The organism is Glutamicibacter sp. BW77 (assembly GCF_002332285.1).
Classification (GTDB): domain Bacteria; phylum Actinomycetota; class Actinomycetes; order Actinomycetales; family Micrococcaceae; genus Glutamicibacter; species Glutamicibacter bergerei.
In genome coordinates, this window is record NZ_NRGT01000047.1 from 90,210 (window position 1) to 103,111 (window position 12,902).

The window sequence follows — 12,902 nt, forward strand, 5'->3', positions numbered from 1 at the left end:
GGTTGTGCCACGTTCAGCGGTTACCGTATGGTGGAAATTGTAGGTCTAAAGAAAGTACTGACCAGCCATCTTCCGGCACACCACGACGGAGCGTTTCGCCTTACCTGGCAACGGCGGAGTGGGAATTGTGTACAAGGAAGCCTGATGTCCACCTTAAATGCGTCGGTTCGGGTTCCTTTGCGGTCGGATGAATGGTCATGCGCGTTCCTACGCTATGCCACAAGTTTCGTGGGTACTGCGTTTTCGTGAATCAGAACTTTCTTGAAAGCAGTGACTTTTAATGTCTATTGAAACCAGCTCAGACCTGACCACCATCACCGACGAAGAGATCTTCAACGCCCATCTTGGCGGCAAGCTCACCGTCGCATCGAAGATGCCCCTGAATTCCAAGCGTGACCTGTCCATTGCTTACACTCCGGGTGTCGCGAAGGTATCGCAGGCCATCGCCGATGATCCTGCAATGCACGCCACCCACACCTGGGCTTCGCGTCTGGTCGCCGTCATCTCGGACGGAACCGCGGTCCTCGGACTCGGCGACATCGGTGCCGCCGCTTCGCTCCCGGTCATGGAAGGCAAGAGCGCCCTCTTCAAGGAATTCGGCGGCCTGGATTCCATCCCACTGGTACTGAACACCACCGAAGTGGACGAAATCGTTGAAACCGTGATTCGCCTGCGCCCAAGCTTCGGAGCGGTGAACCTCGAAGACATCTCGGCACCTCGCTGCTTTGAGATTGAAAAGCGCCTGATCGACGCCTTGGACTGCCCGGTCATGCACGATGACCAGCACGGCACCGCCGTAGTGGTCCTGGCAGCATTGATTGGCGCGGCCCGTCACACCAAGCGCGAAATCAGCTCGCTGAAGGTTGTCATCTCCGGCGCAGGCTCTGCCGGTGTTGCCGTGACCAACCTGCTACTGCAAGCTGGTGTGGATGACGTGATCGTGCTCGATTCACGCGGAACCATTCACCGTGAACGAAATGATCTCAACGCGGTCAAGGCAGAACTTGCCGGGCGTACCAATCGTGAAGACGTCATGGGTGGCCTTGCCGAAGCGTTGGAAGGCGCCGATGTTGTGGTTGGCCTGTCCTCTTCGCAGTTTGACGAGGCCGCAATAGCCAAGATGAACAAGAACGCCATCATCTTCGCGCTGTCTAACCCAACCCCGGAAATCATGCCGGACGTTGCTAAGAAGTACGCGGCAGTCGTAGCCACCGGACGCAGTGACTTCCCTAACCAGATCAACAACGTACTCGCATTCCCAGGCATCTTCCGTGGAGCCTTGGACTCGGGCGCCAAGAAGATCACCGAAGCGATGAAGGTCGCCGCGGCGCACGCCATTGCTGACCTCGTCGGCGATGATTTGTCCGCCGATTACATCATTCCTTCTGCCATCGATGACCGTGTAATGCCAGCGGTTGCCGCCGCAGTGGGCGCGCTGGCCGAAGAAACTAAATAATTCCTCGACCGAGGAAACATGCTGAATAGGTCGCAACAGCAATCGTTGCCAGACCAAGGTGAGCGTCCGAGAATCAGTGATCATTCTCGGACGCTCACCTGTTTAAGCACAGCTCGAATTAGACGGTGGCGGGCGCCTTGGCCCGTAGTGCATCGGCTTCTTCCCAATTACTTGGGCCCTGGGTAAACGCTCCACGGTAGCGGGCGGCCGGATGACGCTCATTGAGCAGGTCGCCGTCCCCGAAAAGCTTCTGACGCAAGGTGCCTTCGGAATATTCGGACTGTGCCAAACCACGCGCGCGGAGGACCGGCAACACCTTGTCCGCAAATTCTTGGAAGGACCCTGGGATCACCCAATTGATGACGTTGATGCCATCAACTCCAGCGGCCTGCCAAGTTTCTAGCTGATCCGCGATCTGCTCGGGCGTACCAACCACGCGGGTGCTGTGGGACTGAAGCGTGGCCACATCCTCAAGAGTCGGTTCGCGATCGGTAATGTGCTTCCCGGCCCATTCGGCCATTCCCTTGGAGGTGTTGGTATCAAGGTCCTTGAGCTTAGTTTCCTTCGGGTATACCCGCCCGGTCCTGTCGAGGATCGCCATGTGCGCCAAGTAGCCGTCGACGCTAATGAACTCGTCGTAGTACTTGGACTTTTCTAGTGCTTCTTCCTCGGTGTCGCCAATAACGAAAGATAGTCCCTGGAAGAACTTGATGTCCTCGGCCCGGCGCCCATGGGACACAGTCAAGCGGCGGGTTTCGTCGATCAGTTCTTTGGCGACGTCAGGTGTCGGAGCGATAATGAACGTCGCCTCGGCGTTGCGCGCTGCAAAATCCCGGCCCGATGCGGAAGACCCGGCCTGGAAAAGCACCGGTGTGCGCTGGTTGGATGGCGAAGGCAGATGAGGTCCTTCGACTCGGTAGCGCTTTGACTGGTGGTAGATCTTGTTGATCTTGGCCGGATCCGCATACCGCCCATTTTTCTTGTCCTTGAGCAAGGCGCCTTCATCCCACGAACCTTCCCAAAGTTTGTAGGTGACGTCGATGTACTCGTCGGCCCAGGCATAACGTTCGGTATGGTCGGTCAACGCTGGCAGACCGAAGTTGCGCGAGGCGTTTTCGTTGATGCCGGTGACAACATTCCAGGCGATGCGCCCATTGGAGATGTGGTCCAGGGTGGAGATCTGTCGGGCAAAGTTAAACGGGTGGTTCTGCACGATGTTTGAGGTGGTGGCTAAACCTATCTGCGTGGTGTGCACTGCCAAAGCACCGAGCAACACGGTGGGGTCATTTGACGGGATCTGCAGACCTTCATGGACATACACGTCATAGTCGGCTTCCGTGTCGCCGTAAAGTCCGGAGACATCGGCGAAGAACATCGCGTCGAACTTTGCCTTCTCCAAAATCTTGGCGAGATTGATCCAGGTATTAACGTCGTTAAATTCTGTTTGTCCGGCATCTGGGCGGCGCCACTGACCGTGCTGGATATGGCTGGTGGTGTTCATGACGAAGGCGTTGAAATGAAGTGGTTTTCCCATGGTGGTTCTCCCGGTCTTTTGGCAGTAGCGGCTAGCTCCCTTTATGCGATACTTTCAGCGTTCGTTCGGACGGTCGAGCCTTAAGAATGAAGAAGTCTTGGCATGTAGCTACATGACGCAATGACGCTTTTGTTAGCAGATAGGGACATGGGTTTATGACCAGAGAAGACTTCCCGAGTCCTGAAACGAAGCTAGACATTGGAGCGATGAATGCTGAGGGCGGTTGTCGTCCTTGCCCGAACGCCATCATTTCCTTCAGTTCCGCGATGTTGACGCTAACCCGCTACCGAAGCGGGCCAGCCAAGTTATCCACAATTGAGAATTCTTGTATCCACGCGACCTTGATTGTCGCAACACTTGCAGGTACCTGAACCCACCTTGTGAGGAAGAGACATGGAAGATTATTCAGAAGCTAAGATATGCGTCCGTTGCAGTTTGCCAGTAAAGGGACTGGCGCTGCTGACCAATGCCGAAATTGCCGCTACAGGTTTTGCCATCTTGCTGTGCAGAGGCGAAAGGAGCCCACGAGTCCTTGGCTTCACTCTCGGGTTGTCCAGTCTTGGCCACAGTGAAGTGATGACCGTCGGCGGAACCGATGACGAAGTTTTTGCGTTACTCACGCACCTCGCCGAACAAGTTACAAGGCACGGACAGAGCTTCGACGTTGGCTCCCAGTGCACCTCGGTGTTTAGCGACCTGTTTTTTCGAGAGGCACCGTGTGGGCTACACGATTTGGATATCGTCAGCGAGATCTGTGGTGATGAAATTCCCACGTGGCTACAGTGCGACGAACCATTGAGTTTTATCAGCCTTGAAGAAGAGCCTTACGCAGGACGTGGTTGATAAATCAGGCCAGGAAGGGGAAATAAATAAGATCTGGAAACCGCACGTTCCCTAAGGAGAGACATCATGTGCGATATGTGCAATGGAATGACTAGTAAACAGGTAGAAGCCCAGACGGCTCAACGCATTCGAGATTACGGCAGGGAGATTATTTATGTCGAGGGCGACGAATGCTACGAGCCCTATGCCTACACCGTCGGTTTGAGCAAAATTGGGCACCCGGAGTTTCTCGTCCGCGGTTTAGATGTGGAAGACAGTTTGCAGATGTTGAACGGATTTTCAGCATCCGTACTTGAGAATCATGAACATTTTGCTCACGCGCATACCTCTTGCTGGAAGGACGGGCGACTTCTGGTTTTCTCCGGCATATCTACAGGGATTCGGTTGCAGGTGCCCTTTGCGTACAGGCGTTACGGCGAATCGGTGCGCGTATTAGAGATTCTCTTTGCTGGTGATGATTTTCCACTTGGGGCACTACAAGCCAACCAAAATTAGCGCGTAAATTTGCCGATGTGGGTTTCGGGCTGGTTCCGAAAAACTGAAGCTTGCAGGATTTCGTCTCTGGGTTAGGTCGTAGATTTTGCGGTGAAATCCTTGGTTTATTGACTTCTTTGGTCTGACCACATGGGTATGTAATCAGCTTCATCTGTGAGCTTCGGTGCAAGTGATAGATGCTGGTGGGTGTCGGTAGAAGACGGGCGCAGAAAGTGAGTAGGCTTGTAATATGGCTTTCCGAAATCGTCGCGCTGCGGCCCTCCCAGCAAAATTATCCCGTTCGTGGCTCCTGGTTAACGCTGCCAGAGAAGAAGACTTCGGACCCGGGTTAGCTTGTGAAGCTGATTCGGTAATTTTTGATATGGAAGCAGCAGTTCCAGATAACAAGAAAGCCTTCGCCCGCGACAACGTGGTGCGCGCACTTTCCAACGGCATGACCGCCTGGGTCCGTGTCAACGGTACAGACACCGACTTCTGGGCAGATGACCTTGCGGCGTTGTCTGAAACCCCAGGCCTACGCGGAGTCATGCTCGCAATGACCGAAAAGCCAGAGCAGGTCACCTACACCGCAATGCGTTTGCGTGCAGGTACCCCGGTGCTCGCGCTGATCGAAACCGCCGTAGGTATCGAAAACGCCACCAACATCGCCTCGGCTCCGGGCACTTTCCGTTTAGCCTTCGGTGTTAATGACTTCCGTAAAGACACCGGTGTTTCTGATGACCCGATGGCGTTGGCGTATGCACGAGGCAAGCTCGTGATTGCATCCCGCGTGGGTAAGTTGCCAGGCGCTATCGACGGTCCACCAGCTCCCGGCGCAAATGCTGCCAAGGTTACCGAAGAAACACTGGTCACCGCCTCCATGGGTATGACCGGAAAGCTTTCCCTATCCAGCGAACATGTTGATGGTATCAACGCCGCACTGGCTCCAAGCGAAGACGAGCTCTCCTGGGCCATGGAGCTGCTCGAAGCACACGCCGCGGGCGCCTCAGTGGGCGATGGTTCGTACTTGCCTCGACTCGCTCGCGCGCAGAAGATCGCCGACCTGGCCGACTCTTACGGATTGTGGAACGCCTAGTCTCCACGTACTAACCAGTCCGGGAAGTCGGTCGCTCAGTTGGCCTCCAAACGGTAACGTAGGCATGGGCCCATTCCTCGATCACGGTGAGGTTGAGCCGTCCGACCTTACCGTTGTCTTGGGGCCGGCAGGGTCGCATGCGCTTATGCGTGATCTCCGGTCGTAGAGTATTGGCGAAAGCGTTTGAAAGTAACAGCTCTACTGTCAGTGAGCACACGGTACCCCGGAAGTAGGCATTGGGCCTGATCTCCGGAACCGGGCCGTGGTTTCCTTCCTCCAGACCTCCAAGATATAGATGTAAGCCACGTGTGAGTGGTCGTCTTGGACTTGCTGCGTTTCCCGGGACCGTTCCGCGACGCGCTGGCCGCCGCCGGGGAAAGCGCAGCATCAGGCTTTGCAAGAACTCTCTAACTTGTCTTGTCCTTCTAAGCGAATATACGTGGTTGCGGTACGGCTCCGGCTAGTGACCGGAATCCTGCGTCGACGTGTTCCGAATCAGTCCGCGTTCTGCAATTAACGTAGAAAGTAGGAGGATAGCTGCAGCAGCGTTCCATGGAACGTGTGGCAGGTAGCCTTCGGAAGGAAAATCTGCGAGTAGCCAGTGAGTCAGGAAGAAGACTGCTATTGCTAGCGCAATCGAAACGAGATTTGCGATTACTTTATGCTTCCGTCGCACTCCCTGCCAGATGGGGATCGTGTTTTCGGTTGAAGTGTCAGCAGAAAGTCCGAGAAACTTCAGCATTATTTCCTTTCACGGAGATTTAGTTGGTTTAAAATAAATTATTTGAGTAGATTGTCTTGTGCTCATTTAACCCACCCTCTTGTGTAAATACACTATATGGAATGAATCTGGATGTAAATCATACTTTTGTAGGAGGGGCGGACGATTTGGTTGCCACCAGGTTTCGCGGGTGAAGATGAGGCGTGCAAGTGCTAAATGATCAAGTCCCAAAACATCACAGCGACCTAAAGACCCCTCGGGCAGGGCTGGCACCGGCCTTCTGCGTTCTATCTGCTGCAAATAAAAAGAGCTGCCGCTCTTACCCAAAGGGGTAAGAACGACAGCTCTCCGATTTTTTAAGAGAAACGGATCTTAGTTCCTAGCGGATCGGATCCGGATCCTGCGCTGCCTGGTGAGCGCCACGGTTCTTCGAAGAGCCAATCACGTCACCGGCCTTCCACTCTGCCCAGCCTGGACGGGCGGACATGAAGTTCTCAATTTCCGCCTTATTGGCTTCCAGCTTCGGATCATTCTTCAGGTACCAGCGGGTTTCGCGAGCCACCATACCGGAGAGAATTAGCAGACCGATCAAGTTCGGCAGTGCCATCAAACCGTTCATCATGTCCGAGAAGTTCCAGACAGCGGTCAGCTCGGTGGTGCAACCTACGTAAACGACCAGTGAGAAGACGATGCGGAATGGCATGACCAGCTTGCGACCGAACAGGCGCTCGATATTTCGTTCACCGTAGTAGCACCAGCCAAGGATGGTGGAGAAGGCGAACATGACCAAGCCAATGGTGACGATCCAGTGGCCCCATTCACCTGGCAGGCCGTTAGTGAAGGCCTCGCCGGTCATCAGCGCAGCGGAGATCTGTTCACCGGTTGCCTCATCGACCAGCTTCCAGGAACCGGTGGTGATGATCACCAGACCGGTGCAGGTAACCACGATGATGGTGTCAATGAAGGTCTGGGTCATGGAAACCAAGCCCTGACGTACTGGGTGGGTGGTCTGCGCCGAAGCTGCAGCGATAGCAGCCGAACCCATACCGGACTCGTTGGAGAAGATACCGCGAGCTACACCGAACTGAACGGCGATGATGATTGCCGAACCGGCGAAGCCGCCGACTGCCGAGGTGCCGGTGAAGGCATCGGTGAAGATCTCACCGAATGCAGCAGGAATGCCAGATACGTTGGAGATGAGGATGTAGATCGCAGCTGCCACGTAGAAGACGATCATCACTGGAACGAAGCCAGCGGTGACTCGACCGATGGACTTGATGCCACCGACAAGAACAGCGATGGACAGTACGGTCAGAATGACGCCGGTAACCCATGGGGTGACGTTGAATGAGCTCTCAAGGTTAATCGCGATCGAGTTGCCCTGAGTCATGTTACCGATGCCGAAGCAGGCTAGGGTCGCGGCGATGGCGAAGAACAGTGCCAAGAACTTTCCGAAGGGACCCTTGATGCCGCGTTCGAGGTAGTACTGTGGACCGCCGGACTTTTCGCCAGCTGCGTCAGTTCCACGGAAGCGAACGCCCAAGTAAGCTTCGGTGTACTTTGAAGCCATACCGACTAGGCCGGTAACCCACATCCAGAATAGTGCGCCCGGTCCACCAATGCCGATGGCGGTAGCAACACCCACGATGTTACCGGTACCGACAGTGGCAGCCAATGCCGTGGTCAGTGCCTGAAACTGCGAGATATCGCCTTCAGCTTCGGCGTCTTTGCGCTTGAGTAGGCCCAGACGAAGCGCTGCCGCAAGTTTGATGAACTGCAAACCGCCCAAGCGGATGGTCAGATACAACCCGGTGCCCAAGAGCAAGGGGATGAGGACAAACGGCCCCCAAATAACCGAGGAGATATCTCCGAAGAGTGTTCCCAAAGCGTCCATGAGTTCTAGATCCTTCGATACGAGTGATTGATGATGATGACTGCCATTCGAAGTGACATTGTGAGTCATCATACGTGATGCTGAGAGTCAAGTCACAACCGTTGTTTCGTGTCGCACCAACGGGATTAAAAGTGAATTAAAAGATGTCCCCGCGTCTAAAAACTGACGCGGGGACATCTAAGCGTTCGCGGCTAAAGGGAAGCGAACTTAATCGTGGAAGTGCCCAGACCATCGATGCTAGTTTCGAGCAAGTCTCCGGCCTTCAGCCATGGGCGGCGCCCATGCTCGTCACGTCGGCCCAAGGCCACCCCGGCGGGGGTGCCGGTGAGGATCAAATCGCCAGGCTGCAACTCATTGATGACCGATAGGTAGGAGACTAGTTCGGCCGCGGAGAACACTAGATCGTCGGTGGAATCTTCCTGAACTACCTCACCGTTGACCTTCGTGGTGATCTTCGCGCCCGCGCTAAATTCATCGGAGGTGACCAGCCATGGGCCCACTGGAGTCGACTTGTCCCACGCCTTACCCTGCAACCATTCGGTGGTTCGTCCCTGGAAACCGCGCATGGAGACATCGTTGGAAACCGCATAACCAGCAATATGTGCTGCCGCGTCTTCGACGGAGATGCGCCGGCCGGCGGTACCGATGACGATGGCGAGCTCACCTTCGTAATCCATGCGGTGGTCCTCGGCAGGGATTTCTACAGTGTCATTTGCTCCGCATAGCGTGGAAGCGAACTTTGCGAAAACCGTAGGGAACTCTGGTTCCTCGGCACCCACCTCGGCTATGTGGTTACGGTAGTTCAGGCCTATGCAGTACACCTTGGCCGGGTTGGGGATCAGCGGGGCATAATCGGCCTCGGCTTCGGCAATCGAGTCACCGACTAAGGCTCGTGCGACGACTTCTTGCTGGGTTGGGTCATCGAGGCGAAGGAACTTCTGAATGTTCGACAAGTTTTCCAGGTAGTACAGTCTGCCATCTTCAATGACGGCGGCCGTTGTTAATCCGGGTTCGGTGGTCAGTCGCACGGTAGCTAGTTTCATGTTTCTATCTCACTACATTCGCACCGTCTTGGCTAGCATGTTGCGCCATGCAGATAGGCCAAAACGACACTCATATCTGACCAAGTCAGCAGAAGATTTATCAAAATGATACCGAACGATGAGTGCTAAGGCCGGTAAACTTGGGGCGAATGCTGAGTATAGGTATCTATTCCAGCTCAGTGGATGATACGAAACTAAAGTGAAGCAGGTCTTAATGTGGGTGACTTTTTCGGCGAAAGATATCGCCAAATTTTATTCGCCTCCTGGCAGCATTTGTGGCTTGTAGCCCAATGCCTCGTCTTGGCGACAATCATTGCGGTGCTGATCGCCGTGCTGGTGTATCGCAGCAAATCGTTGGCCGGTTTGGCCAATGGCATTAGTGCAATTGGGCTGACCATCCCGTCCTTTGCACTGATCGGTATTCTTATCGTTCCTTTCGGCTTTGGTGTTTTACCGGCGGTGATCGTCGTGACGTTCTTCGCGGCCCTGCCAATTCTGAGAAATGCCATCGTGGGACTAAACAACATCGAACCGACGGTCGTTGAATCGGCGAAGGGCATCGGCATGAGCCGCATGAAAACCCTGATCTCCGTCGAACTGCCCATGGCCTGGCCCGTGATCTTAACCGGCGTGCGCATCTCAGCGCAGATGGTTATGGGTGTGGCCGCTGTTGTCTCCTACGCGCTGGGCCCTGGGCTTGGCGGGTATATCTTTTCGGGCCTATCCCGGCTGGGTGGTGCAAACGCCTTAGAATCTGTCGTCACCGGCGTGGTCGGTGTTGTCATCTTGGCGCTCATTCTTGATTTGATCTTGCTCGGCGTTGGCCGACTGACTATCCCGCGAGGTATCCGTGTCTGAAAATAAAGTCGAAACCAGTACCGAACAGAACGTCACCGGAGCGTCGATCATGCTCCAGGAAGTCACCAAGACTTACCCGGGACAGAAAAAACCCGCGGTTGGCGGCCTGACTCTTGAGATCCCTGCAGGTTCCATCGTGATGTTTGTTGGTCCCTCGGGCTGTGGCAAAACCACAACGCTGAAAATGATTAACCGGCTGATCGAGCCGACCTCTGGCGAAATTATCATCAACGGAGAAGACGTGACAGAGATGGACGGCGACGAACTGCGCCGCCGTATCGGGTACGTCATCCAGGCCGGAGGCCTCTTCCCGCACATGACCGTGGCTACTAATATCGCCATGGTGCCCAAGATGCTGGGTTGGTCTAAAGAAAAAATTGCGGCCCGCGTAGATGAGCTGCTTGAACTCGTGTCGCTTGACCCTGAGCTCTACCGCGATCGCTTTCCGAAGGAGCTTTCTGGTGGACAGCAGCAGCGCGTAGGTGTGGCCCGTGCCTTGGCGGCTGATCCACCGGTGCTATTGATGGATGAGCCATTCGGCGCGGTGGACCCGATCACCCGTCAGCGTTTGCAAGACGAACTGCTCAACATTCAGTCTGAGGTTCAGAAAACCATTGTTTGTGTGACCCACGACTTTGATGAGGCTGTGAAGCTGGGAGATTGGATCGCGATCTTCAACGAAGGCGCGCAACTGGAGCAGTACGATTCCCCGGAACGTATTCTGGCTAACCCGGCCAGCGAGTTCGTAGAAAACTTCATCGGCTCCGGTGCCGGACTGAAGCAGCTGACGCTGACTCGCGTGAACGAGGTGGAACTCTCCGAGGCAATCACTACCACCGCAGGAAAGAATGCCTCGGATGTACTGTCGCAATTGCAAGGTGCCGGCCGCAAGTACGTAGTGGTACTCGATTCACGCGGACGTCCGGTGCGCCGTCTAAATCGCCGTCAGCTTTCTCGTGCGGAAATCATCGATGGTACTTACGATCCGGATTTGCCGGTAGTCGGTGAGCAGGCAACGCTCAACGATGCGTTGGACACCATGCTTGTTGCCAGCACGGAGTCGGCTTTGGTTACCGGGCGGCGCGATGTCCTCAAGGGAATCATCACCGTACAAACGGTCATGGAAGCGATCGCTGCCACTAACTCCAACATGGATGGGGACCATGACGCCCCGGTGGGATTGAACTCTGGTGCAATCAACTTGCGAGATATCCAGTTGGATAGTCAGCAATCTGGTGGTGAGACTTCGTGAACGCAGAAAAACGCGGACTGATTTACCAGTTGTTAGGTATCGCGGCAGCTTTCGGAATCTTGGTGATTTGGCTGGTTAACGCCAACCTCACCGAGACGGAAAGGCAAACGCTGGACCCGGCAACAATCTGGGGGTACACGAAGGAGCACCTAGAAATCACGCTGATTTCAGCGGTGATCGTTCTGATCATTGCGATTCCGCTTGGTGTCATTCTCACCCGTCCTGCTTTTCGCAAGGCAGCACCCGTGGTGCGCGCAATTGCAAACTTTGGCCAGGCAGCACCGGCCATTGGTGTAATCGTACTCCTGGCTTTCTGGCTGGGATTCGGCCCCGTCACGGCAATTGTCTCCTTGGTGATTTATGCGATCCTTCCGGTACTCTCGAATACCATTGTCGGCTTACAGCAAGTTGATGAGCGGCTCGTAGAAGCAGGGCGCGGTATCGGAATGAGCCAATCTGCGGTCCTCTTCAAGGTGGAGCTACCGCTTGCGGTTCCGGTCATGCTTTCCGGAATTCGAACCGCTTTGGTACTGCTCGTTGGTACGGCTACTTTGGCGACCTTCATTAATGGTGGTGGACTAGGAATTCTCATCACCACCGGGGTGAACCTGAACTTGAACGCGGTGTTGATTGCCGGTTCGCTGCTGGTTGCACTACTTGCGCTGACCATCGACTGGCTGGGGCGAGTCGTGGAACAGGTCGCGCGGCCGAAAGGACTCTCATGAATCGCAAACTGAAATTTGGGGCCCTATCCTTCGCAGCGCTCATTGGCTTGACCGGGTGTGGGCTGAGCCCGGCAACCGGTACGGTGCCAGATGCTAATCCCGGGCTCATCAAAGCAGATCAGTCGCTGGACAAAGACGCCAAGGTGACTGTCACCTCGAAGTCCTTTACCGAACAATTGCTCTTGGGCAAGATTACGGTGATCGCATTGGACGTTGCCGGTTACAACGTCACGGACCTGACTAACGTGCCAGGCTCACAGCCAGCGCGTCAGTTATTGCTTTCGGGAGATGCCAGCGCATTGTGGGAGTACACGGGAACTGCCTGGCTGACCTACCTCGGGCATGAAAAGCCCATCGTTGGCGCTGATAAGCAGTGGCAAGCGGTGCATGATGAGGACGTAGCCAATGGGATTGTGTGGGGTAAACCAGCTCCGTTGAACAACACGTATGCCATGGCCATGAACCGCGAGGTGGCCGATCGCTTGGGCATTACAAAGCTTTCCGAGATGTCCAAGTTGGATTCAAAAGAGCTGACCTTCTGCGTTGATCCGGAGTTCAACTCGCGTCGTGACGGTCTAACTCCAATGCTTGAGCATTATGGGATGAAGCGCGGAAGTCAGGTCAAGGAGGACAACGTTGGCCTTTATGATGTGGGCGCTATCTACCAGGCGACAGCAGAAGGGGCTTGCAACTTTGGTGAGGTTTTCACAACCGACGGGCGTATCAAGGCGCTGGACCTGACGGTTTTGGAAGACGATAAGCAATACTTCCCAAGTTATAACGCGGCACCTGCGTTCAACGCGGAATTCTTGGAAAAGAATCCTGGCGTTCAAGATGTCATGGCGCAGATTGCACCGTTGCTGACCGACGAAGTTCTGTTGGACCTGAATTACCAGGTGGACGTCGAGGGGCGCGAACCGGCTGACGTTGCCTATGAATGGATGCTGAACGAGGGTCTAATAACGGCTCCGTAAGCAACAAGCTGACAAGCGACCGCCACCAGAGA

At 55.0% G+C, this 12,902-nt stretch carries 11 protein-coding genes and 1 pseudogene; 8 read left to right on the top strand and 4 right to left on the bottom strand.

Annotated elements, in window-relative coordinates:
- The first annotated feature begins 280 nt into the window (after window positions 1-280).
- The gene (locus CIK74_RS05870; protein WP_096254843.1) at window positions 281-1,456 is read left to right on the top strand and encodes an NADP-dependent malic enzyme; all 1,176 of its coding nucleotides are present in this window, start codon (window positions 281-283) and stop codon (window positions 1,454-1,456) included.
- Between the two features lie 118 nt (window positions 1,457-1,574).
- Here CIK74_RS05870 and CIK74_RS05875 read toward each other — a convergent pair whose 3' ends face one another.
- Complete coding sequence (locus CIK74_RS05875) at window positions 1,575-2,990, bottom strand: NtaA/DmoA family FMN-dependent monooxygenase (protein ID WP_096254844.1); 1,416 nt, start codon at window positions 2,988-2,990, stop codon at window positions 1,575-1,577.
- Between the two features lie 393 nt (window positions 2,991-3,383).
- Between CIK74_RS05875 and CIK74_RS05880 the strand changes: the two genes are divergently transcribed.
- From CIK74_RS05880 to CIK74_RS05890, 3 genes are all read left to right on the top strand, one after another.
- The gene (locus CIK74_RS05880; RefSeq protein ID WP_096254845.1) at window positions 3,384-3,833 is read left to right on the top strand and encodes a hypothetical protein; all 450 of its coding nucleotides are present in this window, start codon (window positions 3,384-3,386) and stop codon (window positions 3,831-3,833) included.
- An 87-nt stretch (window positions 3,834-3,920) separates the two neighbouring features.
- Complete coding sequence (locus CIK74_RS05885) at window positions 3,921-4,328, top strand: DUF4262 domain-containing protein (protein WP_170947759.1); 408 nt, start codon at window positions 3,921-3,923, stop codon at window positions 4,326-4,328.
- A gap of 229 nt (window positions 4,329-4,557) precedes the next feature.
- Window positions 4,558-5,403, top strand: coding sequence for a CoA ester lyase (locus tag CIK74_RS05890; RefSeq protein WP_096254847.1), 846 nt, complete (start codon window positions 4,558-4,560; stop codon window positions 5,401-5,403).
- Window positions 5,404-5,464: 61 nt separating this feature from the next.
- Here CIK74_RS05890 and CIK74_RS19000 read toward each other — a convergent pair.
- From CIK74_RS19000 to CIK74_RS05905, 3 genes and pseudogenes are all read right to left on the bottom strand, one after another.
- Window positions 5,465-5,590: pseudogene (locus CIK74_RS19000) on the bottom strand (IS481 family transposase); the annotation flags it as partial.
- Window positions 5,591-6,503: 913 nt separating this feature from the next.
- Complete coding sequence (locus CIK74_RS05900) at window positions 6,504-8,018, bottom strand: sodium:alanine symporter family protein (RefSeq protein WP_096254849.1); 1,515 nt, start codon at window positions 8,016-8,018, stop codon at window positions 6,504-6,506.
- Window positions 8,019-8,209: 191 nt separating this feature from the next.
- The gene (locus CIK74_RS05905; RefSeq protein ID WP_096254850.1) at window positions 8,210-9,061 is read right to left on the bottom strand and encodes a fumarylacetoacetate hydrolase family protein; all 852 of its coding nucleotides are present in this window, start codon (window positions 9,059-9,061) and stop codon (window positions 8,210-8,212) included.
- Between the two features lie 216 nt (window positions 9,062-9,277).
- Between CIK74_RS05905 and CIK74_RS05910 the strand changes: the two genes are divergently transcribed.
- From CIK74_RS05910 to CIK74_RS05925, 4 genes are read left to right on the top strand one after another with little or no spacing between them, the layout of a single operon-like run.
- Window positions 9,278-9,919: an ABC transporter permease gene (locus CIK74_RS05910; RefSeq protein ID WP_096254851.1), complete on the top strand. Its 642-nt coding sequence runs from the start codon at window positions 9,278-9,280 to the stop codon at window positions 9,917-9,919.
- Window positions 9,912-11,171, top strand: a complete 1,260-nt coding sequence (locus tag CIK74_RS05915; RefSeq protein ID WP_275542530.1) for an ABC transporter ATP-binding protein — start codon at window positions 9,912-9,914, stop codon at window positions 11,169-11,171. The genes CIK74_RS05910 and CIK74_RS05915 overlap by 8 nt, the downstream gene beginning before the upstream one ends.
- Window positions 11,168-11,896, top strand: a complete 729-nt coding sequence (locus CIK74_RS05920) for an ABC transporter permease (protein WP_096254852.1) — start codon at window positions 11,168-11,170, stop codon at window positions 11,894-11,896. The genes CIK74_RS05915 and CIK74_RS05920 overlap by 4 nt, the downstream gene beginning before the upstream one ends.
- Window positions 11,893-12,870, top strand: coding sequence for a glycine betaine ABC transporter substrate-binding protein (locus CIK74_RS05925; protein ID WP_096254853.1), 978 nt, complete (start codon window positions 11,893-11,895; stop codon window positions 12,868-12,870). The genes CIK74_RS05920 and CIK74_RS05925 overlap by 4 nt, the downstream gene beginning before the upstream one ends.
- The last annotated feature ends 32 nt before the right edge of the window (window positions 12,871-12,902 follow it).